This window comes from Mesorhizobium sp. A556 (genome assembly GCF_054489545.1).
In genome coordinates, this window is record NZ_JBTMXA010000006.1 from 38,422 (window position 1) to 59,069 (window position 20,648).

General features: G+C 63.9%; 19 protein-coding genes. 6 read left to right on the forward strand and 13 right to left on the reverse strand.

Features of this window, described 5'->3' with window-relative positions:
* Nucleotides 1-5: 5 nt before the first annotated feature.
* Genes ACX3P0_RS13975 through ACX3P0_RS13985 form a run of 3 tightly spaced genes read right to left on the reverse strand, consistent with a single transcriptional unit; the run spans nt 6 to nt 2,628 of the window.
* Nucleotides 6-614 carry a DsbA family protein gene (locus tag ACX3P0_RS13975; RefSeq protein WP_459089329.1) on the reverse strand — a complete coding sequence of 203 codons (609 nt, stop codon included), beginning with the start codon at nt 612-614 and terminating at the stop codon, nt 6-8.
* The gene (locus ACX3P0_RS13980; RefSeq protein ID WP_459089331.1) at nt 611-1,966 is read right to left on the reverse strand and encodes an ATP-binding protein; all 1,356 of its coding nucleotides are present in this window, start codon (nt 1,964-1,966) and stop codon (nt 611-613) included. Before ACX3P0_RS13980 ends, ACX3P0_RS13975 begins: the two co-directional genes overlap by 4 nt.
* Nucleotides 1,963-2,628: a response regulator gene (locus ACX3P0_RS13985; RefSeq protein ID WP_459089333.1), complete on the reverse strand. Its 666-nt coding sequence runs from the start codon at nt 2,626-2,628 to the stop codon at nt 1,963-1,965. The genes ACX3P0_RS13980 and ACX3P0_RS13985 overlap by 4 nt, the downstream gene beginning before the upstream one ends.
* Nucleotides 2,629-2,768: 140 nt before the next feature.
* On the opposite strand from ACX3P0_RS13985, the gene dsbD reads away from it, so the two are divergent.
* Genes dsbD through ACX3P0_RS14005 form a run of 4 tightly spaced genes read left to right on the forward strand, consistent with a single transcriptional unit; the run spans nt 2,769 to nt 6,714 of the window.
* Nucleotides 2,769-4,571: a protein-disulfide reductase DsbD gene (gene dsbD, locus ACX3P0_RS13990; RefSeq protein WP_459089335.1), complete on the forward strand. Its 1,803-nt coding sequence runs from the start codon at nt 2,769-2,771 to the stop codon at nt 4,569-4,571.
* Nucleotides 4,571-5,398: a prolipoprotein diacylglyceryl transferase family protein gene (locus ACX3P0_RS13995; protein ID WP_459089337.1), complete on the forward strand. Its 828-nt coding sequence runs from the start codon at nt 4,571-4,573 to the stop codon at nt 5,396-5,398. The genes dsbD and ACX3P0_RS13995 overlap by 1 nt, the downstream gene beginning before the upstream one ends.
* Nucleotides 5,385-6,101 (forward strand): L,D-transpeptidase, encoded by a 717-nt coding sequence (locus ACX3P0_RS14000; protein ID WP_459089339.1) that lies wholly within the window; start codon nt 5,385-5,387, stop codon nt 6,099-6,101. The genes ACX3P0_RS13995 and ACX3P0_RS14000 overlap by 14 nt, the downstream gene beginning before the upstream one ends.
* 1 nt (nt 6,102) lies before the next feature.
* Nucleotides 6,103-6,714: a DsbA family protein gene (locus tag ACX3P0_RS14005; RefSeq protein ID WP_459089341.1), complete on the forward strand. Its 612-nt coding sequence runs from the start codon at nt 6,103-6,105 to the stop codon at nt 6,712-6,714.
* Nucleotides 6,715-6,761: 47 nt separating this feature from the next.
* Here the strand turns inward: ACX3P0_RS14005 and ACX3P0_RS14010 are convergent, their stop codons facing one another.
* From ACX3P0_RS14010 to ACX3P0_RS14020, 3 genes are all read right to left on the reverse strand, one after another.
* Nucleotides 6,762-8,465 carry a DUF882 domain-containing protein gene (locus tag ACX3P0_RS14010; protein WP_459089343.1) on the reverse strand — a complete coding sequence of 568 codons (1,704 nt, stop codon included), beginning with the start codon at nt 8,463-8,465 and terminating at the stop codon, nt 6,762-6,764.
* Nucleotides 8,466-8,761: 296 nt separating this feature from the next.
* The gene (locus ACX3P0_RS14015; protein WP_459089345.1) at nt 8,762-8,989 is read right to left on the reverse strand and encodes a BrnA antitoxin family protein; all 228 of its coding nucleotides are present in this window, start codon (nt 8,987-8,989) and stop codon (nt 8,762-8,764) included.
* Between the two features lie 124 nt (nt 8,990-9,113).
* Nucleotides 9,114-9,800: an SGNH/GDSL hydrolase family protein gene (locus tag ACX3P0_RS14020; RefSeq protein ID WP_459089346.1), complete on the reverse strand. Its 687-nt coding sequence runs from the start codon at nt 9,798-9,800 to the stop codon at nt 9,114-9,116.
* Between the two features lie 294 nt (nt 9,801-10,094).
* On the opposite strand from ACX3P0_RS14020, the gene ACX3P0_RS14025 reads away from it, so the two are divergent.
* Nucleotides 10,095-11,093 carry an acyltransferase family protein gene (locus ACX3P0_RS14025; protein WP_459089348.1) on the forward strand — a complete coding sequence of 333 codons (999 nt, stop codon included), beginning with the start codon at nt 10,095-10,097 and terminating at the stop codon, nt 11,091-11,093.
* 44 nt (nt 11,094-11,137) lie between these two features.
* Here the strand turns inward: ACX3P0_RS14025 and ACX3P0_RS14030 are convergent, their stop codons facing one another.
* The 5 genes from ACX3P0_RS14030 to ACX3P0_RS14050 form a co-directional block, all read right to left on the reverse strand.
* Nucleotides 11,138-11,740, reverse strand: coding sequence for a hypothetical protein (locus tag ACX3P0_RS14030; protein ID WP_459079894.1), 603 nt, complete (start codon nt 11,738-11,740; stop codon nt 11,138-11,140).
* Between the two features lie 108 nt (nt 11,741-11,848).
* Nucleotides 11,849-12,691 (reverse strand): galactosyl transferase, encoded by an 843-nt coding sequence (locus ACX3P0_RS14035; RefSeq protein WP_459089350.1) that lies wholly within the window; start codon nt 12,689-12,691, stop codon nt 11,849-11,851.
* Nucleotides 12,692-12,705: 14 nt separating this feature from the next.
* Nucleotides 12,706-13,710, reverse strand: coding sequence for a polysaccharide pyruvyl transferase family protein (locus ACX3P0_RS14040; RefSeq protein WP_459089352.1), 1,005 nt, complete (start codon nt 13,708-13,710; stop codon nt 12,706-12,708).
* A 26-nt stretch (nt 13,711-13,736) separates the two neighbouring features.
* The gene (locus tag ACX3P0_RS14045; protein ID WP_459089354.1) at nt 13,737-15,221 is read right to left on the reverse strand and encodes a lipopolysaccharide biosynthesis protein; all 1,485 of its coding nucleotides are present in this window, start codon (nt 15,219-15,221) and stop codon (nt 13,737-13,739) included.
* 3 nt (nt 15,222-15,224) lie between these two features.
* Complete coding sequence (locus ACX3P0_RS14050) at nt 15,225-16,409, reverse strand: acyltransferase family protein (protein ID WP_459089356.1); 1,185 nt, start codon at nt 16,407-16,409, stop codon at nt 15,225-15,227.
* A gap of 20 nt (nt 16,410-16,429) precedes the next feature.
* Between ACX3P0_RS14050 and ACX3P0_RS14055 the strand changes: the two genes are divergently transcribed.
* A complete protein-coding gene (locus ACX3P0_RS14055; protein WP_459089358.1) occupies nt 16,430-17,245 on the forward strand; it encodes a metallophosphoesterase in 816 nt (271 codons plus the stop codon).
* An 8-nt stretch (nt 17,246-17,253) separates the two neighbouring features.
* On the opposite strand, the gene ACX3P0_RS14060 is transcribed toward ACX3P0_RS14055, so the two are convergent.
* Entirely contained in the window at nt 17,254-19,587 is a 2,334-nt protein-coding gene (locus ACX3P0_RS14060) for a Wzz/FepE/Etk N-terminal domain-containing protein (RefSeq protein ID WP_459089360.1), read from the reverse strand.
* 126 nt (nt 19,588-19,713) lie between these two features.
* Complete coding sequence (locus ACX3P0_RS14065) at nt 19,714-20,610, reverse strand: UTP--glucose-1-phosphate uridylyltransferase (protein WP_459089362.1); 897 nt, start codon at nt 20,608-20,610, stop codon at nt 19,714-19,716.
* Nucleotides 20,611-20,648 lie beyond the last annotated feature (38 nt).

Here is a 20,648-nt window from a genome sequence, read left to right on the forward strand (position 1 = left end):
CAGCCTCATGATCGACTGGAGCCGCGAACCTGCGCAACTACCGTCTTCAGCTCTTCGAGGCTGATTACCCGTCGGAATAGCCTGTTGCCCACGATAAAGCCCGGCGTTCCAGGCAATTTCAGTGCCCTTGCATGTGCCCGGTTGCGCGCAAGCAAGGCGTCGATCGGGCCAAGGTGGATGTCCAGCATGTCGCGGACCTTGCCGACATCGACGCCTTGAGCGCGCATCGCATCGTCGATACGCTTCGCCGACAGACCGCCCTCCAGCGCCATGAGTGCCGCATGGGTCTTGGCGTAGACGCCCATATGAACCGACGCCAGCGTCATGCGCGACGCGTATTCGGCGAGATCGCCGTTGATCGGCCAATCCTTCATGACCAGGCGAATGCCGCCATCCTCCGCGACCAGCCGCTTTAGATGCGGATGCAGCGCCTTGCAGGATGGGCACATATAATCGAAGAACTCGGCGATGCTGACATCGCCATTAGGGTTTCCAAGCACGGGAAGTGCCGGGTCGAACAGGATCTCTTGCAAGCTGGGTGGGCGCGCAGCTTGCGCCGTGGCGGGTGCGGTAAGGGCAAAAACACCCGCCAGGAAAATACGGCGGCTGATCATGTCGAGGCTTTCTCGAACGGCATGATCAGCGTGGCGCTAAAACCGTGCGGCTGGCGGTTTCGAAAGCGCATCTCGCCGCCGATCCGCGCCATGGCGATCTCGGCGATGGCCAGTCCCAGCCCGCTTCCGGTGGATGACTTGTTGCGGCCACGGAAGAATTTTTCCGTTACGCGCGACAGTTCCGCCTCCGGCACGCCGGGGCCGTCATCCTCGATGCACACCGTCAACTTTGCATCCGACTGCACGATGCGGCAGGTAACGACGCCGCCTTCCGGTGAATGGTTGATGGCGTTTTCCAGCAGGTTGCGTACGGCCAGCGTTAGGAAATGCGGCTCGGCCGTCATCTTCTCATCGTCTCCCCCTACCACCTCAACCTTCACGGATCGCAGAGAGTTCAATTCCGCAACGGCGGCGTCGACCAGCGCTTTCACGTCGACCGGCACGAGAACGGGTTCGGCGTCGCTCGCCTCGAGCGAGGTGAGGTCGAGCAACTGCTTGACCAACCGGGCGGTCCGGTCGACGCCGGCGGAAATCTGGCGCAAGGCGTTGGCGTGAACCTGGCGGTCGCTGCTGCCCAGCGCGATCTGCGCCTGCGTCTTCAGGCCGGCGAGCGGGGTCTTCAATTCGTGCGCGGCAAAGGCGGTAAAACTGCGCTCGCGCTCGCGCGCCTCCTCGACCCGCTTGAATAGACCGTTGAGCGCATTGACGGCGGGCGCGATCTCCTTCGGCAGGCCCGTCGCGGGCAATTCGCGCAGATCGTTGGCCGCGCGCTTCGAGAGCGTATCCGCCATCATGTTGAGCGGCGAGAGGCCGCGCCTGACGCTGAGCCAGATCATGCCGGCGAGGATCGGCAAGATGAGAACGCCCGGCAGCACCAGCCCCTTGACGACATCGCCGACGAGGCGGTCACGAATGCGAACGCTGTCGCCGACCATGACCCGGACGCCAAGCCCGGCATTTTCGACCGTATAGACGCGCCAGGTTTCGCCATCGATGTTGGTCTCGGAAAAGCCTTCGCCGGCCGAACTGAGCTTCCCCTCGGGTGCATTCTCCGAGCGGCCGACAAGCTGGCCGTTGAGCGACCAGATCTGGCAGGAAAGCTGGCGCTCATAGGGATGCTCGACAAAGCCGGGCACAGTAGAGGCGCCGCCCTCGCCCTGCGTCATCGCCAGTTCGATGCGCTGGTCGGTCAGCAGCGAATTCACCATGCGGGCGGCTTCCGTCAGGCGCGCGTCGAGCACATGCTCAACCTCCGAGCGGGTGCCCTGGTAAATCCAGATCGCGGCCAGCAGCCAGACGAGCCCGGTCGTGCCTATCAGGATGGTGATCAGCCGGCTTCGGATGGAAGTCATGCACCTCCCTCCGACAACCGGTAGCCGAAGCCGCGTACCGTCTTGATGAAGTCGGACCCCAGCTTGTTGCGCAAATGGTGGATGTGCACCTCGACGGCGTTGCTCTCCACCTCCTCCTGCCAGCCATAAAGCGTGTCTTCGAGCGCGGCTTTGGAGACGGTCGCACTTGGCCGCTCCATCAGCGCTTGCAGCACCGCGAATTCGCGCCGCGTCAGCTTGACGGGAACATCGCCTTTCACGGCGGTCTTGTCGGCAGGGTCGAGCACGACGCCACGCCATTCCAGCGAGGCCGTGGCGCGACCCGTGCCACGGCGCACCGCCGCCCGAAGCCGGGCCGCCAGTTCATCGAGATCGAACGGCTTGCCGACATAGTCGTCGGCCCCGGCGTCCAGGCCGGCGATGCGGTCGGGAATTTGGTCGCGCGCCGTCAGCAGTAGCACCGGCGTCAAGTCCTTCTTGCCGCGCAGCGATGCCAGCACATCCAGCCCCGAACCGTCCGGCAGCATCAGGTCGAGCACGATGGCGTCGTAGCGTTGAGCGGCGATGGCGGCGGACGCGTCGGCGCAGCTTGAAACCGGATCGATGGTGAAACCTGCCAGCCCCAGGCCAACGGTCAGCCCGTCCAGCAACATCGGATCGTCTTCGACTACAAGGATACGCATTGTCCGCCTTCGCCGCCTTTTCGCGCCAATCTACAGCCGAGGCTTAAGGCTGCCTTAAGCTGATGCAGGGAGATCGCCCCGGCCGGCAAGCGCCCCTCGACGCGCGCCGCCCCGACCCAAAATGGGCACCAAGGACAGGTATGAGAGCTTTACTTGCAATTCTGGTATTTGTTGGATGTTGCACCGCCGCACTGGCCGAGCCGCTTCCCGCAAACGAAGCCTTCCGGTTGCAGGTGTCCGGCGCGCCGGACGGAACAGTCCAGCTCGACTGGACTATCGCCGATGGGTACTACCTCTACCGGGACCATATCAAGGCAAAGGGTGCAAACGGCCAGGATGTGAAGGTCGAAACACCGACCGGCACGCAGCAGGACGATCCCAATTTCGGGCCGATGGAAGTCTATTACGGCCGCGCGGCAGCCTCCGTGGTGGCGCAGAATGCGGGCACGGTCGAACTCGTCTATCAGGGCTGCCAGGTGGACGGCATCTGCTACCGGCCGGAAACGCGCATCATCGATGCCGCGACGCTAGCGGTGAGCGACCCCTATGCCGATGGCGGCGCGCCAATGCTGCAATGGGCCGTCGAAGACGCTGCCGCACCGCCGCCGGCACCAACGGAAAATGATGAATCTTCCTCGACCCCGCCTGCATTCAATATCGCGCAGGAGCAGGGTCTGGTGCCGTCGCTGCTGGAGCGTGGCGGCGCAACCTTGGTGATCGCCTCGTTCCTGCTGTTCGGGCTGGCGCTGGCCTTCACGCCTTGCGTGTTTCCGATGTATCCGATCCTCGCGGCCACTTTGGCGCGCGAGGGCGACCGGCTGACGCCACGACGCGGCTTCCTGCTCTCAGCCATCTATGTGGTGTTTCTGGCTATCGCCTTCGCCCTTCTAGGCGCGGTTGCCGGATGGTCGGGCCAGAACCTGCAGATGGCGCTGCAATCGCCCATCACCGCCGGCGTCGTCGCCGTCATCTTCGCCGTGCTTGCCCTGTCGATGTTCGGCCTGTTCGAGCTGCAATTGCCAAGCGCATGGACCAACGCCATCGTCGCCCGGACGGGCGGCGGCGGTGGCTCGAAGCGCTCAGCTGCCGTACTCGGCTTCTCTTCCGCGCTCATCGTCGGCCCCTGCGTCACCGCGCCCTTGGCCGGTGCGCTGCTCTATATCGGCCAAAGCGCCAATGTCGCACTGGGTGCTGCTGCGCTGTTTGCGCTCGGCATCGGCAAGGGCATTCCGCTGATCGTGCTTGCCACCATGGGCGGCGGCGCATTGCCGCGTGCCGGCGCCTGGATGGAGAACGCCAAGCGCTTGTTCGGTTTCGGGTTCCTGGGTTCGGCCATCTGGATGGCAACACCGCTGATGCCGGCCGGGCTCGACCTTGCGCTGTGGGCAGCCTTGTTGATCGGCGTCGCCAGCTTCTTCTTCAGCGCCGAATGGGCAGGCGCACGTGTCACGGCCCGCGCGCTTGGTGCGACCAGCCTGATCTACGGCGTCATCCTGATGGTCGGCGCGGCTTCGGGCGGCACCAATCCGCTCAAACCGCTAGCGGCCTTCACCGGCGGGTCGACCGCAGCCGGTAGCGCACTCGTATTCTCCGATACCAACTCGACGCGTGACCTGCAGGGGAAGCTCGATAATTCAAAGGGCACCAAGCCGACGCTGGTCTATTTCACGGCGGACTGGTGCGTCACCTGCCGCAGCATCGAGCGCTCGGTACTGACCGACACCACGGTGCGCGCGGGCCTCGGCGATTTCACCCTGATCAAGGCCGATCTTTCCTACCTGACCAAGCAGAACGCCGAACTGATGCAAGAACTCGATGTAGCCGGTCCGCCGACGATGGTCTTCTTCGACCGCGCCAGCCGCGAGGCGGCCGGAACCCGCCTTATCGGCGACGTGACAGTCCAAAACCTGACGCGCTCGGCCGCCATCACGGGCGATATCTGATGGGTGCCGTGTCGATAGGCCCGCTGGTTCTGGCCGCCGACCGTTTCGCGGTCGTGCTCGCGATCTTCCTGTTTTCCATCGTCACCGGCATATTGGCGCGCCGGGTCGATCCCGCCTTCCATCGCTGGTCGTGGTGGGTGGTGATCGGCGGCATCGTGGCGGCGCGCCTTGGCCATGTCGCCCTCCATTGGCAAAGTTTTATCCAGGAGCCGTGGCGCATCTTGGTCTTCTGGCAGGGCGGGTTCTTCTGGCCTGCGGGTGCCGGCGCTGTCGCGCTGACGCTAGTGCTGGTCCTGACCGACGCGCGCCAGCGCCTGTGGGCGCTGCTGCCGCTGGCCCTGTCGCTGGTCGTCTGGAACGTCACGTGGCAATTGACGGGCGGTACAAGTGCCCTGCCGCTTCCCGCCGGCACCTACCAGTCCTTGACGGGCGCGCCGGTCTCGCTGGAAAGCAGCTCCGGCAAGCCGATGGTGGTCAACCTGTGGGCTAGCTGGTGCCCGCCCTGCCGCCGTGAAATGCCAATGATGGCCGATGTTGCGGCAACGACGACCAGTGCCGCATTCTTCTTCGCCAACCAGGGCGAAGGACGCGGCCGGGTAGCCGGTTATCTCGCCGCGCAAAAACTCGACCTGCCAGCGGCAATCCTCGACCCGTTTTCCGAACTGTCCCGTCACTACGGCGCCATCGGCCTGCCGATGACCCTTTTCATCGGTGCCGACGGGGTTCTGAAACACGCCCATCACGGCGAAATATCCCGCGAAATCCTTCAATCCAACATAACCCGCTTGAACAGCGGCCATTCAGGAGACACGCTTGCCAACCCTTGAAACCCACCCCAATCGCCGCGCCCTTCTGGCGCGCATCCTCCTGGTGGCGGCAGCCCCGCTTCTGATGACGGCGTGTTCGACAACGTCTCCGGTCAGTACCGCCAAGCTGAAGGCGGCGCTGGCGCCCGACCCCGGCTATGTCAGCATGTATGGCGCCATCGACGACAACGGCACGCTCATTCCGGCCATTGACGTGTCCAAGATGAAGAAGAGCAATCTGCGGCAGGTCGTCGACTATTCGACGCGAGAGCCGGTTGGCACCATCGTCGTCGATCCGCATGCGCGCTACCTCTACCTGGTGATGGAGGGCGGCAAGGCGATGCGCTACGGCGTCGGCGTCGCCAAGTCCGGTCTCGAATATGAAGGCGACGCCGACATATTGCGCAAGGCATCGTGGCCGCGCTGGACGCCGACGCCCAACATGATCAAGCGCGATCCCAAGCGGTACGAAAAACTGGCCGGCGGCATGGAGGGCGGACTGAAGAACCCGCTCGGCGCCCGCGCCCTCTATCTCTTCAAGAACGGCCAGGACACGCTCTACCGCATCCACGGCACCAACGAGCCATGGTCGATCGGCAAGTCGGTGTCGTCGGGCTGCATCCGCCTGCTCAACCAGGACATCGTCGACCTGCACAAGCGCGTGCCGAAGGGTTCGCGCGTGGTGGTGCTTAGTCCCGAGCAATCCGGAAAGGGAGAAGTCTGACATGCTGAACCGACGCCAGCTATTGACCGCATCCGCCGCCGGCGCAGCAGCCCTTGCGCTGCCCGCCGCCTTCGCCAATGCGCAGAACTATCCATCCGTGGAAGAAGTGCTGTTCGATGCGGAAATTCCCGCGCTCGGCAATCCGAAGGGCGATGTCACCATCGTCGAATATTTCGACTACCAGTGCCCTTACTGCAAGCGGGGCCATGCCGACCTGATGAAGGTGGTCAAGAAGGACGGCAACGTGCGGCTGGTGATGAAGGATTGGCCGATCTTCGGCGCGCCTTCGGTCCACGCCGCAAGCCTCGTCCTGGCGCAAACCGGCGGCGATTATGAAAAAGCCATGGATGCCCTGGTGGCGACCAAGGCACGGCTGACCGACAAGCAGATAGACGCAGCGCTGAAGGGCGCGGGCTTCGATCCGACCGCCATGCAGGCGGCGTTCAAGAAGGACCAGACCCGCATCGACGGAATTCTGGCGCGCAACATGGACCAGGCCAACGCCTTCGGCTTTGGCGGCACGCCTTCCTTCATCGTCGGCACCAAGCTGTTCCACGGCGTCATGGACGAAAAGGCGCTGACGGAAGCGATTGCCGGGGCTCGCGCCGGGTAAGCCCACTTCTACCAGTTGCGCGCGTTCAGCTCCGCGCGCGACTGGCTTTAATTGAATCGGGCAATGGGCAGGAAATTGACCGCCGTGCCGGTGAAACGCTTGTGGTCGACCGCTGTGCGGTCCGGGGTGAAGCCTTCGACATAGGCCTGAAGCGGTGCGGTGCGAATGAAGTTGGCGGACAAGCGCGGTGCATAGGCCGACGCGATAGCGCCGGTCACGCCGCGATCGACCTCAAGCGGCCAATAGCTCGCCTGCAACTGCGGTGCCGGCACGACGATCGGCGCAGCGGCAAGCTGTTGGCCCCGCTGCTCGACACGACCCGTCTTCGGGCTGGTCTTGATGCGATCGGCCGAAGTCGGCACCGGCACTGAAGCGGGCGCTGAAACCAGATGGCCGGACAGGCGGTCCAGTTCGTCGCCGGCCAGTTCATCGTCGGATTGGTTCATCGCCAGCAACGCACCGACCGCATCGGGAGATTTGAGCGCTTCCGGTGCACCGACCGAGGTTGCCCGATAGTCGGGTCGCTTCGTCGGCAGCGGAATGTTGATGGCCACCCTGTCCAATGCGGCAGGAGCCGGCGCTGCATCCGCCTGGTCGAACGGCACGACGGTCGGGACCGGACCGGCAAGCGCCATTTCAACCGGGGCCGGCGAAGGCTCGGCAATGCCGAACGGCATGTTTTGAGGGGTCGGCGCAGGTGTCGCGGCTGTCGCCTCGGCAGTCCGGCGCGGCGCGAATTCCGGCAGCGGAACGGAGTGCCCGGTCAGCGCGGCAACGATGGTTTCGGGCGCTTCCGGCTTAGTCTCGGGCGCCTGTTCCACCATCGCAGGGATTTCAGTGCGCTGCGCCTTGTCCGGCGAAACGATGGCGATGCCCGGCTGAAGCGTCGGCTCCACCACCTTCGGCGCAGGGGCCGCCTTGACCGTCTTGCTCAGCACGGGCGCAGCGCTGGCGACATCGGCGACATCATCCGCCTCGTCTTCGCCGCCACCGCCAAACAGCGCCGCCAGCAGACCGCGCTTTTTGCCCTGATTACCGCCGACGCTTGCCAGCGCGATGGCGGGAGCACCGCTCGCCTGTCTTGAATTGTAGGCGACAAGCGCCTGATTGTAGCCCGGCAGCGGCTTGCCGTCGCTGGGCACATGCAGCGTCTTGCCGTTGGGGAACAGACCGGCCAGTTCCTTGCGGCTCATACCCGGCCAATGGCGCACATTGCCGACATCGAGATGGATGAAAGGCGAACCGGACCTCGGGTAGTAGCCGACCCCGCCGGCCTGCATCTTCAAGCCGATGTCGCGCAACTTCTTCAGCGGCACGTCGGGCAGGAAAAAGTCCATCGCCTTGCCCACCATGTGCTGGCTCGTCTTGGCGACACCCTTCGAGCGGCTGCGCAGCATCGCGTTCGTCGCAGGCGCGCGGTAGCCGCTGACCACCTTGATGTAGCCTCTCGAACCGCTGGCGCGATAGGCCTGCCAGACCAGGTCGATCAGGCGCGGGTCCATCCTGATCGGCTCGTTGCGACGCCAATCGCGCAGGATGACATTGATCTTCTTCAGGCCCGCCTGATCGTAGCGCCCATTGCGCTTGAAAACGATCTCGGCCTTCTCGCCCGTATGCAGGTGATGGATCTTCAGGGCGCGCGTTTCCGCGGCCGCACTGGTAACGCCCAGGCATAGAAGCGCAACCAGGATGGCCGGAAATAGTGTCCAGCCATGGAAGCGGCTTTGCGCGTTTTGTTCGCTCTCAAACAAGTTTACACCTTGCTCAGGTTGCCGGTGTTCTGGCGTTTATCGGGGACCCGGCGATCACCCCGCCCGCACCATGAGGATGAATAGCATCTTGGTTAAGAAGTTATTTCCATGCCGATTATGCGGCTCGGCCGAGCGGGCTGTTTTCTTCACGAAGGCAAAAAACTCTCGGTGCGTTACCTGGGCAAGGCTGGAGTTCAGCGCACAAATCCGGTCAACCTTAAGGCTGCCTTAAGCCAGGCGCCATAAGCCGCGCACCAATCTCGAATACGCCGTAGGATCGCTTGCCTTAGGCAAGATCACTTGGCCACGGCATCCCGCAAAGCATCGTTGATCCGATCCTGCCAGCCCGGGCCGTCCTCCTGGAAATGATCCAGCACAGCTCTATCGATCCGGATTGAGACAAGCTCTCTCACATTTGGGACAGCCGGGGATTCGCGCGCCTGTGGGACCGGCTTTTTGATCGGCTTGAAGACTGCTTCAGCAGCAGTGATTGGATTTGTCGGTCGACGTGTCGGATTTACCATGATGATCCTGAGAGAAAATGCCCCGTGTTTGATAGGCGAGATTGGGCGAGAACACCACAATGACGTCGCTCGAAAACCAACATCCCTGGTGGTCAGCGTGTAACGGCTGCACTTCTTACCAATTCTACAGGGGCGTACCGGCCTTCCGCGCCGGATGGCCCTCAAAGATGCCTGCGACCTTGTCGGCGATGGCCTTGCCGAGATCCAGATTGTTCTGGACGGTAAAATGGATGCCGTCGCAGCCATCGGTGGTGATGAAATCACCGGCATTCAGGAAATCCACGTTCATAGACTCTGCCATGTCCCTGTACTGCTTGCCAAGCACTGCCGACTTTTCATACCCGCTGCCGAACAAGCGCTGGAAATAGGGTTGCTGCGTCGGCGTCAGCAGTGGGGGAGCAACCACAAGGCACTTCGGAGCCGGATAGGGTGTACCGATGCCGCTTGTGAGCACCTGTTCGACCAGTCTGGCCATCCCACAGGTGATGTCATGGAGCGTTCGATTGTAAAATGACTTGATGTCGTTCGTCCCCAGCAGAAGGATAACCAGATCGAGCGGCAGGTGGCTGGCGATCGAAGCCGGCAAACAGGCGCTGCCATTCAGCCGAGGGTCGTCGGGATCGTCAACGCTCGTGGTACGTGCGCTGACGCCCTCCTCGATGACATCATAAGCGCCACCGAGATGGGACGCCATCACACCCGTCCAGCGCTGTTCATACGGATAGCGAGAGGCCGGCGATCCCTCCATCACCGGAACCCAGCCCCAGGTGAGTGAATCGCCGAAACACAAGATCGCTTTCTTCTGAGCCATCGCGTCTTCTCCAAAAAGTAAGTTCTTTTAGGACCTGGCATTGCATCCATGCCGCTTGATCGCAGCAAGCGAGTCAACCCCCGGTTGGTCACGTTCGGGACCACGCTTTCATCCTTTTTGATCGCACCGTTCGCGGGGCACGGTATGGCGACGCAACGCTTGGGCAGCAAGGGTTGCCGCCTCCGGTGCCGGCTGGATCAGCCAGCCCGATGGCCGATCGCGGGCCGGCGCAGGGGTGTGCATTGCCGTTCGGTGCATTACCTCGAACAGGTCGACCCATGGAGCGGTTATGGAATGAATACAGCCGGAAGTGGCCGTAACGGCCATATCGATGCGCTGAAGGGAGCAGGTATCCTGCTCGTGGTCTTTGGCCATCTGATCGAAAGACCGTCCGGGCAGTCAGCCTTGCTCCAGACGCTCTATACCGACATCTACGCCTTCCATATGCCCCTGTTCGTCTTCCTGTCCGGCATCTTCGCGCGCGAGACATTGAAAAGCCGCGACTACCAGAACATCGCATGGACGCTGTTCTTCCCGCTGGTGGTCTTCCAGATCATTTATCTCGGCGCGGGCCAACTCACCGGCTGGTACAGCTATTCGCCGCTGACGCCCTACTGGCTGCTGTGGTTTATCGCCAGCTTGATTGGCTGGCGCATCCTGCTGCCGCTGTTCGCCTCTCCCATTGGGCTGTCGGTGGCGCTTCTGGGCGCCATCTTCGTCGGTTACGACGATGCGGTCGGCTATGCTCTGAGCGCGGCTCGCACCATCTATTTCCTGCCTTTCTTCGTGCTCGGTCATCTCTACGGCGCGCAATTGGTGGCGTTGGCCGGGCGTTACCGCCTCGCCTTTTCCTGCCTGTTCGGGCTTTCCATGCTGATGGTGACGGTATGGTGGCTGAACGGTTTGGACGGCTCGGTGCTGACGGGAAGCCGTGACTACGACAGTGCGCCGCCCTTTCCGGCCTATCCGGGGCTTGGCAGGCTACTGGTGCTGTCGTTGAGCCTGGCCGCGGTGCTGGGCTTTTGCGCCCTGGTGCCAAGCCGTTCGACGGTGCTCGCTTGGTTCGGCGAGCGTTCGCTGTCGATCTATCTCCTGCACGGGCTGATCGTCATGGTTCTGGTCAGCGCCGGCGTCGTGGACCTGATCCCCTATCCGCTTCTTTTGCCCGCCGTGGTCGGTGCCTCAATCCTCGTAGCTACGACATCCGCGACACTCGACACGTACATGCGGCGCCTGTTCAGCCCCCCGTCGAGTACCTTCGGCCCCATCCCCGGCGGGAGCAGATCTCGCTGACCGTTTGCGTCGCTGCAGGTACGCGCAAGGCGGGCCTTCAACAATCAAGGGCGGCGCGTGTATTCATACCGGACGAACAGCCAGCTTTTCCCCGTGCCGTTGGCCATCATCACGTGCTGTTCCTTCAGCATGTGGTCGACGTCGGAACTGGAGATCGCCATGTCGGAAACCATGAAGCGCCCTTCGACTTCAGGGCCGAAACCGACAAATCCCTGCGGTTCGAACTGGACATCAATCTTGCCGTCTATCGCAGGGCCGAAGCTGCGCGCAGGCATGATGCTGACGGGAAAGCGGGTATCCATGGAGACATATTTCCAGCGGCCCTCGACCCTGTCGAAATTGAGATAGTCGATCCGGGTAAAATCGGGCGTAGTGCCGCCTGGCGCCGGCTTCATGATTTCCTGCAGGATCGGCCCGATCATGGTGCGTTCGGCAACCAGCCCGCGAGCGACGATCGGCTGGGCTCCTGGTGCTGTCCAAAGGCTCGCGACGACATCCCACGTGCCGGTCTGCTTTGCGAGCATCTGTTCCAAAGGGCCTGGTTCCGACATGCGCTGGGCGGCTGTAGGCTCTTCGGCCAATGGGCGGTCGATGCCTACGAACGCTGCGGCAAAGAGAGCCAATAGGGCGATGGTGGTTTTGGGCATGGTGTTTCTCCTGCCTGACCCGCCCGCCTTCACAATCTGGGCGATCAAGGTTGGCGGTCAACCCGGTTTTGTCAGGAGCGTTTTTCTCACCCGCGTCGGCACGCCGGTTCAGGGCTTTGCGCGGATCGAGTGCACCGGGCTCCTCGCCGGCGTGCCGAAGAACTCACGTCGGGCATCGTCGCCGACCAGCCGCAGGCGAGCCAGATGGCGCAGCAGGCGCCGTGGCCGCCGCAGCGCCTCGCGGCTGAGAAAATACTTTTTCACCAGGCTGGGCGCCTTGCTATGCGAACCGCGATGGGCGACGCGATAGACAGCGCCGCGAAACGGCAGCGGGCGAAGCGGCGCGCCGCGCCCGGCAAGAATGTCGGCGATGCGGACATGGCTGCCGAGCATCGACTTGATCCAGTCGAGCGAGGCGTCCTCGAACCGCATCGGCAGGCCGTAGAGGTCGCGACGCACGATCAGCGAAGTGCCGCACAGATGGTTGAACCCGTCATAGCCCAGCAGCAGCCTGCCGCCGTCGTCCCAGATATAGCCGCGCTCGATGGTCCAGCCGTTGGCATCGGGGTTTTGCGCCACATGACCGGCGATGCGGGCGCTGACGAAATCGTCGTCGTCGACGATCATGAAGAAACGGCTGTCGCGGGCGGCGAGCATGCCGGCGAGCACGCGGCGGCCCTTGTCGGCACGGAAAGCCTCATACACGGCCTCGACGTCGGCCCTGTCTATCTCATGCAGGTCGTTGGGCGGAAAGGTGACGCGCACGACGCCGAAACGCGCAGGCAGGTCCGGCAGGTCGGCGCCCTCGTTCGCCACGATAATGCCGCGCCAGTCGTCATGCGTCTGGCCCGAGATCGAGGCGACGGTCTGGGCGAGGTTCTCCTTGAGCAGGCCCCAGTCGCGCGCATTGTCCTGGTGGCGGACAGGAATGATGAAGGTCAGCAGGCTCATCCGATCCTCCGTCATCATGCCGCCGCCTTCACATCGGCCCGCTGACGCGCCCAGGAAATGCCGTCGTCGAGCGACGCGGCCAGATGGGACAGGTCGGTTCCGCCGGAGAACGCGGCCATGAAGCGCCGCACCTTGCCGTAGCTGTTGTCGAGCACGGCGTGCGGCCGGCCGATGAGCAGCGAGCAGATATGGACATGCAGGCGGTCGGTGACGATGGCCTGTCCGCGTGAGATCTGGCGGATGCCGCGTCGGAAGCGGTTATGCGCGGCCGCGTCGAGCTTGGCCAGCCGCCGTTCCGCCGGTTTTAGCGCAAGCAGCGCCGATGCCGCACCGAGTGCCTTGGCAGCCCGCACGCGGCCAGCCGATTCGGAGATCCAGTCCTCGACCGGCAGGTCGGGCCAGGCCGACAGATCGGCATCGCCCGCCTTCTCGCGGTCGGCCCGCAGCATCGCCAGCACCGGAAATTCGGCAGGCGTAGGCGCGACCGGTCCGATCGCGAACGCCATGTCGGGGCAGAGATCGACCGCGCAGTCGAAATGTTTTTCGGCGAAAGCCTTCGATTCCTCGTCGCGCACCAGAAGCGTGAAATTTCGATGCCGCCCGATGGCGCGCGCACTTTCCTCGATCCGCCGAGCGGATTGGTAATGGATCGATTGCGGAAACTGGATGACGGCGCGATCCGGGAACCGTTCCAGCACGCGCTCGCGAAAATCCTGGTGCGCGCCCCAGATATCGCCGAAATTGCCGCCGCCATGAATGAAGATCGGCCCCGCCGGCATCGCCCGTTCGAGGTCTTCGGCGGAAAAGTCGTCCATGCGCGACACATAGGCCGGCCGCTTGCCGTAGTGGGCCTTGAGGTAGGCCATCTCGCCCAGCCAGATGGCGGAATCGCCGCAATTGCGGATGTCCGGAAAGTCGAGGATGGCCACCGGCTCGTCCGACGAAATATGGGTTTTCAGGCAGCCGTGGATAGTGGCCTGCAATCTTGCGATCAGCGCCAAGCGGGATTCCAATGCCATTTTTCTCTCCATTGTTCGAGCGATCCTCAGGCCGGCCGCAGCTTTGCGAGCATTTTTCCAAGTATGGTCTGGACGTCCGTCTCCGGCCCTTGCGGTCGTCCCATCGCTTCCCAAAGAAGAAAGGACGCGGCGCAGTAGAGGAAGCCGCCGAGCGCCACCAGCGTCGCCAGTTGCAGCGCCAGCATCGGCTTGTCGGCGGTGTGGGCGAGATAAGTGGAGGCGACAGCGACACCGGCGGCCATCACGGCGGCGCTCGCCAGCGCGCGCAGGTTGGCCGCGAGCTGCTTGCGCACCGTGACGCCGATGAGACGCCGCACCAGCACCATATTGACGAAGGCGCTGCACAGCCCCGTGAACACCCGGCCGATGACGACGCCCGGAAGGCCGGCAAGCATCAGGCCGGCGATCATGATCGGCACGCGGACAAGCAGCATCTGCGTGTCGCGCATGAACAGGAGCCGCGTTTCGCCCTTGGCCATGCCGAGCGGCTGCACCAGCGAACCCAGGGTCTGCAGCGCGAACACCGAGGCCAACGCCTGGATGATGAAGATGATCGGCGCCCATTTTTCGCCGAGCGCCAGCCGCACCAGCGGATCGGCGATGACGGCCACGCCGATGCCGGCCGGCAGCGCCACGGCGGTGAGCAGCGCCTGCGCCCGCTGGTAGGCCGCGGCAAGCCGCGCGGGATCGTGCTGGATGCTGGCGAAGCCGGGATAGATCGTCTGCGTGAGCGGCATCGTCGCCTCGCGCGTCGGCATCATGGCGAGATTGGAGCCGACCGAATAATAGCCCAAGGCCGTGCCGCCGAGCATCTTGCCGACCAGCAGATAGTCGAAGCGCCAGTTCAGCGTGTTGACGATCTGGCCGGCCGTCAGCCAGGCGGAGAAGGAGAAGAACTCTCGCATGTGGCGGAAGGTGATTCTCGGCCGGAACGGCAGCACGAGGTAGGAAACGACGACGTTGGTGGCCTGCGAGACCAACGTGCCGACCACCAGCGCCCAGTAGCTGTGATAGATGACGGCGATCGCAACGGCGGCGATGAAGCCGGTGAGCTTCTGCGACACGGCGAGCACGAATTCCTGCCAGAAGACCAGGTCGCGCTGGAGCATGATGCGGCGCGGATTGGTGAGCCCGCTCATCAGCACGCCAAGGCCGAGCGCCAGCATGATGCCGACCAGCCTTGGTTCGTCGAACAGGCGCGCGACAGGCCAGGCGACTGCGGCGAACAACAGGGCAAGCAGCAATCCCCGCGTGGCGTTGAGCGTCCAGGCGGCGCTGAAATGCGATTCGGTGGGCGCCTCGTGGCGGATGAGCGCCTCCGCCAATGAAAGTTCCGTCACGGTGGAAACGATCACAAGGATGGTCATGCCCAGCGCCACCACGCCGAAGTCGGACGGCGTCAGGTTCCACGCCAGCACGAAGGTGCTGAGTGCCGCCAGCGCGTTGACGATGGCGCGCGCAAGGGTGAGCCACAGGCTTCCCTTGATCAGCCGTGTGGTGACGCTCGCCATGGCCTAGCCCACCCGTGTCCGGGCGGCTTGCGCATCGCGCCCGGCGGGCTTGCGCAAGGGCTCGATGCCGTGGCCGGCGTTGAACAGGAAAAGCAACGTCCTCGACCGGCTGATGACCTGCAACCCGATCACGGCACAGATCACGGCGAGGCAGGGCAGCACGAAGAACGTGACCGCAAACAGGTCGCTGCCGTAATCGCCGAAGAAGCGGCGGAAGACGATGGCGGCGAAGTGAAACAGGATCGCGTGGCTGCAGAACAGGAAGAAGGCGTAAGGCTCGAACCAGACAAACCCGGCGGCCAGGCGCGAGCGGCGGATCAGGCCGGTCAGCAGCCAGAACCCCGCCGCCATGGTGATGCGCAGCAGGGTGTCCAGCGTCAGCCGGAGCGTGTCGTCCATTTCCCCGAACAGCACGTTCGCCAGCCTGAGCGCCAGGTACAGGCCAACCATAACGATCAGGCCGGGGACGAGCCGACGCGCCATGGCGTCGACGGAGGACTCGGCCGTGCGGGAAATGCGCAGCCACATGCCGAGCGCGAAGAACAGCATGAGTTGCGGCCGTTGCAGCACATAAAGGTCCTCGCCGAACAGCGTATAGGCGAACAGCAGCAGGATCGTAGCGATGGGAACCCGTTTCAGCGCGACAAAGAGGAGCGGGGAAAACAAGCAGCAGACGAAAAGGTCGCGAAGAAACCACAAAGGCACGTCAAGCGGCCATTGGGTGAGCGCAAACAGCGCGTCGGCCATGCCCGGCACGGTGAAGTCCGGCATGTCCTGCCACTTGCCGCGCAACAGCCCATAAACCGTAAGCAAGGCCAGCATGAGGAGATTCCAGGCCGCCAGCGGCACTACCAGCGTCTTCAATTTCGACAGGAAAAGGGAGCCTGTCCCGATCTTGGCAAGGCTCGAGACGATGAAATAGCCGGAGACGACGCTGAGCAGCGAAACCGAACTCAGCCCCACCATGCGCGAAAGGGCGAAGTAAACGAGATCGAAGAAGCCGGCGTCGCGATCATAGACGTTGTCCGCGATGCCGGGCGGTATATGGACGAAGGTCATGAAGAAGATGCAAAGGCCGCGCGCGATCCTTATACGCTCGGACATCGTCTTGCGGACCGGGTCCAGCGACGCGGCCGGCACCTCGAAGAAGCTGCGGATGGACACGGTCGTCTCCTCGATCGGTTTCATTCCAGCCCGCCTCTCACCGCATGCCCCTCGACCATGGCGATGACGAAAAGGGCCTGCCATTGAAAGCGTGGACCGATCTGCTGGGCATGGCCCGGCGCGGCACGGGGAAAAAGCGCCCGCGCCTGCGCCTCGACATCAAGGACACCGCCGTCTACGCGATCGGCGACGTCCATGGCTGTCTCGATGAACTGCTGGCGCTCGAACGCGCAATCGTCCGCGACGCCGAGGAACTGCCCGGCGCAAAACTCATCGTCATGGTCGGCGACTATGTCGATCGCGGCCCTGCTTCCGCCCAGGTGCTCGACCATCTGCTGGCGCCGCCGCCGCCCGGCTTCGAGCGGATCTGCCTCACCGGCAACCACGAGATGGTCATGCTCGACTATCTGGAAGGGCGTATCGGCCGTGCCGGATGGCTGGCCATGGGCGGGCGGCAGACGCTGCTTTCCTACGGCATCGACCCCGAACACCTGCGCGACATCTACCGCGCCGACCGCCGCATCGACGACGTCATCCGGGCAGCGATCCCCGCCGCGCACCTCGCCTTCCTGCGCTCCCTGCCGATCATGGTCGAAACGCCCGGCTTCCTGTTCGTGCATGCCGGCATTCGCCCGGACCTGCCGCTCGAACGGCAGTCCGACCGGGACCTGGTGTTCATCCGCGAGGATTTCTACAAGGCCGCGCACCTGCTTTCGCGCTACGTCGTGCATGGCCACACGCCGGTCGATGAAGCGAGGCGCGAAGGCATGCGGGTCGACATCGACACCGGCGCGTTCTTCAGCGGCCGGCTGACGGCGCTGCGCATCTGGCAAAACAAGGGCCGCTACCTGACGAACTGACCGCGCCATTATGCCGGCTCCTTCCTGCCGGCTCGCTGGCCGGTCGTCTGGGTCGGCTCGACATAATAGGAGGAATAGCGATCCAGATACTGTTCGGCGCTGCCGAACAGGCCGTAGCGCGGCAGTTGCTTGACGTCGGTCTTGTTGAGGACGAGGCCGAGCACCTTGGCGGCGATCCGCGGTTCGGCCTGCAAGGCCGAGCGTACCAGCGCGCGCGGCGTGGAGCCCCACTCGGCCACCAGCACGAACCCGTCGGCCAGCGGCGCGAACGCCTTGGCGTCGACGACCGGCCCCAGCGGCGGCAGGTCGACGACGATATAGTCGAAGGATTGCCGCGCCGACTCGATCAGTTCGCGCATGCCCGGCCCCGAGATGAGTTCGCCACTGTGCGGAAACCGCCCGCGGATCACCGTCGGCAGGATGGCAAGCTTGGTCTTCCTGTCGACCAGGAGCGTGTTTTGCCAGCGTTGCTCGCCGCCGACGACCGCCTCGATCAGCCCCTTCTCCGGAACCAGCGGCAGGCTCCGGCTCAGGCCGGGATTCCTGAGATCGGCGTCGATCAACAGCGTTCTGGCGCCGTTCGCCGCCAGCAGGCCGGCGAAATTGGCGGCCACGGTGGTCTTGCCTTCGTGCGGCAGTACGGAGACGAAGCCGATGACCTTGCAAGGGCTGCGCTGCAAGACCACGTCGCTGGCCAGTTTCACGTTGCGCAACGTTTCGGCGAAGGAAGAGGCCGGCGCATTGATGGCGACGCGCAGGATGCGCGGGATGGTGGTTTCCCGAGGCGCTTGCGTCCGGTCCGTCGCGCCGGCGCCGTTCGCCTTGGCCCGGAAGGACGGACCGACGATCGGCAGGTAGCCGAGGAACTTGACGTCGAGCGCGTTCTGCACGTCTTCGGCGGTGCGGAAGAAGCGCTCGCGGAATTCGCGCAGCGCACTGGCGCCGGCGCCGGCGAACAGGCCGAGCACCAGGGACAGGCCAAGCACCATCGACTTGCGCGGGCTGGACGCCGTGGTCGGGTCGCCCGCCTGCGAGATCACGCGCGCCTCGGCGATGGGAAACGAGCGCTGCTGCGAAGCTTCCGCATACCGTCCCAGGAACGACTGATAGAGCGTGGCGAGCGCCTGCGCCTTCTGCTCCAGAGCGCGCAATTCCACACCCGAATGGCCCGACTTTGAACTCTGGGCGGACAATTCGCCGACATTGGTGCGCAGCGATGCCTCGCGCGACTTCGCTACCTCATATTCGTTGCGATAACTTTCGGTAAGCCGCTTCAACTCACCGTATATCTGCTGGGTGACGTCGGCCTCCTCGCGGCGCAACGCCACCGCCTGCGGATGGTCTTCACCGAAGCGGGTAGAGATATCCTGCTCGCGCTTGGCCATGCCGAGATAGCGGGTCCTAAGGTCTGTCAGCAACGCCGTATTGGTGCCGCTGCTGCCCTTCTCGATCGGCACCGTGGCGTTCTTGACGGCGTTCTCCGGTCCGCTGTCGACGATCGACTTGAACTGGGTGTAGCGCGCCAGCGCGTTGGCGGTGTCGGCCTGCGCCAGGATGAGCTGGCTGTTGAGGTCGGAAAGCTGCTGGTCCGATACCAGTTCGCCGCGCGCCGCCGTCAGCCCGTTCGCCGCGCGATAGGTCTCGACCTCCTGCGCGGCATCCTGCGAACGCTGGCGCAAATCGTCCAGCCGCCCCTGCAGCCACACGGTGGCGCGCTGGGTGGCGTCGAAATTGGCGTCGAGATGGTCCGACAGATAGGCATCGGCATAGGCTCGCGTAATCGCTCCCGCCAGCTTCGGATCGTTGTTCGAGAAGGACACCGAGATGACGTAGCTGCGGCCGACCCGCTCGGCGGCGAGGTTCTGCTGCAACAGCGCCATCGCCTTGCCGATCCTTGCGTTCTCGACCGAGCCGGCGGAAGTCGGCCGGCTGGAGAAGACGCGCAGCACGCTTTTGACCGTCGACTTGGCCCAGGCAAGGGGAGAAACCGGCGGATTGAGGAAGGCCTCGTTGTCCTGGAGATGTTGCGCCTCCACCACGACCCGCGCCAGCCGTGCGGATTTCAGGATCTCGACTTCGCTCAGCACCATCGATTCCGCCTGCGACACTGGCGCCGGCGTCGGCTTGTCCTCGGCGAATTTCGTCAGGCTGTCGTCGAGCAGGATGTCGGTCGAGGCGGTGTAGACCGACGGCGTGAACAGGAGATAGACGATCCCCAGCGCCAGGCCCGCCACGGCAAACAGGCCCGCCACCCGCATCTGCCGCCTTGCCGCGGCCAGCAGCCGGTCGAGGTCGATGAAGCCATCCGTTTCATCCGAAGGCATGGGTACTGGCTTGCTCAAGAAAAAACGTCCATGGTTCATGACTTTGCCGATTTGCTCGTCCGTCGAAAATGACAGCCACGGCCGCGAGGGTCTGACCCTGGGCCATGGCCATGGCGACGTTCCGCTTCGATTAGGCCGCTTCGATCAGGCCGCTTCGTTGCGGCGCGTTTGCCCTGCGATGATCGTCTCGATCGGTTCCAGCACCAGATCCCTGATGTCGGCACGGGCCAGCGCGAAGGCGACGTTGGCCTGGATGAACCCTTCCTTCGAGCCGCAGTCGAACATGCGGCCGTCGAAAGGACTGGCGAAGAAGTCCTGCTGCTGCGACAGCCGCAGCATCGCGTCCGTCAGCTGGATCTCGCCGCCGGCACCGCGCTCCTGATTGCCGAGGAGCCCGAAGATCTCCGGCTGCAGCACGTAGCGGCCGTTGATGTAGAAATTGGAGGGTGCCGCTGCCGGTTCCGGCTTTTCGACCATGCTGGTAATGGCGAACCCTTTGCCGACGACCGGCCCTTTGCCGACGATGCCGTAGCGGCCGGTATCGAGGGGATCGCACTGTTCGACGGCCACGACGTTGCCGCCGGTCCGCCCGTAAAGGTCCATGACGCCCGAAAGGCAGCCGCGCTCGCCGAAGGAAACCATGTCCGGCAGAAGCAGCGCGAACGGCTCGTCGCCGATCACGTCGCGGGCGCACCAGACGGCATGGCCGAGGCCGTGCGGCGCCTGCTGGCGGGTAAACGAGATGGCGCCCGCCTGCGGCTGCATGCGGTCGAGGCAAGCCAGTTGTTCCGTCTTGCCCGAGCGGGTGAGCGTGTCGAGCAGTTCCGGCTGGATATCGAAATAGTCCTCGATGATGTGCTTGTTGCGGCCGGTGACGAAGACGATGTGCTCGATGCCCGCCTCCAGCGCCTCGTCGACGGCATATTGCACGACGGGACGGTCGACGATGGTCAGCATTTCCTTCGGCATCGCCTTGGTGGCGGGCAGGAAGCGCGTTCCGAGGCCGGCGACGGGTATCACTGCTTTTCTGACTTTTTTCATTACATCCCTGTTCGGTTGGCGCCCCCGCCAAACTCAAA

Excerpts from the sequence above, each read along its gene's own strand:
- ACX3P0_RS14055 (WP_459089358.1), top strand. The coding sequence starts at position 16,430 with ATGCCCCTCGACCATGGCGATGACGAAAAGGGCCTGCCATTGAAAGCG.
- ACX3P0_RS14005 (WP_459089341.1), top strand. The coding sequence starts at position 6,103 with ATGCTGAACCGACGCCAGCTATTGACCGCATCCGCCGCCGGCGCAGCA.
- dsbD (WP_459089335.1), top strand. The coding sequence starts at position 2,769 with ATGAGAGCTTTACTTGCAATTCTGGTATTTGTTGGATGTTGCACCGCC.
- ACX3P0_RS14050 (WP_459089356.1), bottom strand. The coding sequence starts at position 16,409 with ATGAAACCGATCGAGGAGACGACCGTGTCCATCCGCAGCTTCTTCGAG.
- ACX3P0_RS14045 (WP_459089354.1), bottom strand. The coding sequence starts at position 15,221 with ATGGCGAGCGTCACCACACGGCTGATCAAGGGAAGCCTGTGGCTCACC.
- ACX3P0_RS14040 (WP_459089352.1), bottom strand. The coding sequence starts at position 13,710 with ATGGCATTGGAATCCCGCTTGGCGCTGATCGCAAGATTGCAGGCCACT.
- ACX3P0_RS13985 (WP_459089333.1), bottom strand. The coding sequence starts at position 2,628 with ATGCGTATCCTTGTAGTCGAAGACGATCCGATGTTGCTGGACGGGCTG.
- ACX3P0_RS14065 (WP_459089362.1), bottom strand. The coding sequence starts at position 20,610 with ATGAAAAAAGTCAGAAAAGCAGTGATACCCGTCGCCGGCCTCGGAACG.
- ACX3P0_RS13975 (WP_459089329.1), bottom strand. The coding sequence starts at position 614 with ATGATCAGCCGCCGTATTTTCCTGGCGGGTGTTTTTGCCCTTACCGCA.
- ACX3P0_RS13980 (WP_459089331.1), bottom strand. The coding sequence starts at position 1,966 with ATGACTTCCATCCGAAGCCGGCTGATCACCATCCTGATAGGCACGACC.
- ACX3P0_RS14015 (WP_459089345.1), bottom strand. The coding sequence starts at position 8,989 with ATGGTAAATCCGACACGTCGACCGACAAATCCAATCACTGCTGCTGAA.
- ACX3P0_RS13995 (WP_459089337.1), top strand. The coding sequence starts at position 4,571 with ATGGGTGCCGTGTCGATAGGCCCGCTGGTTCTGGCCGCCGACCGTTTC.
- ACX3P0_RS14035 (WP_459089350.1), bottom strand. The coding sequence starts at position 12,691 with ATGAGCCTGCTGACCTTCATCATTCCTGTCCGCCACCAGGACAATGCG.
- ACX3P0_RS14025 (WP_459089348.1), top strand. The coding sequence starts at position 10,095 with ATGAATACAGCCGGAAGTGGCCGTAACGGCCATATCGATGCGCTGAAG.
- ACX3P0_RS14020 (WP_459089346.1), bottom strand. The coding sequence starts at position 9,800 with ATGGCTCAGAAGAAAGCGATCTTGTGTTTCGGCGATTCACTCACCTGG.
- ACX3P0_RS14030 (WP_459079894.1), bottom strand. The coding sequence starts at position 11,740 with ATGCCCAAAACCACCATCGCCCTATTGGCTCTCTTTGCCGCAGCGTTC.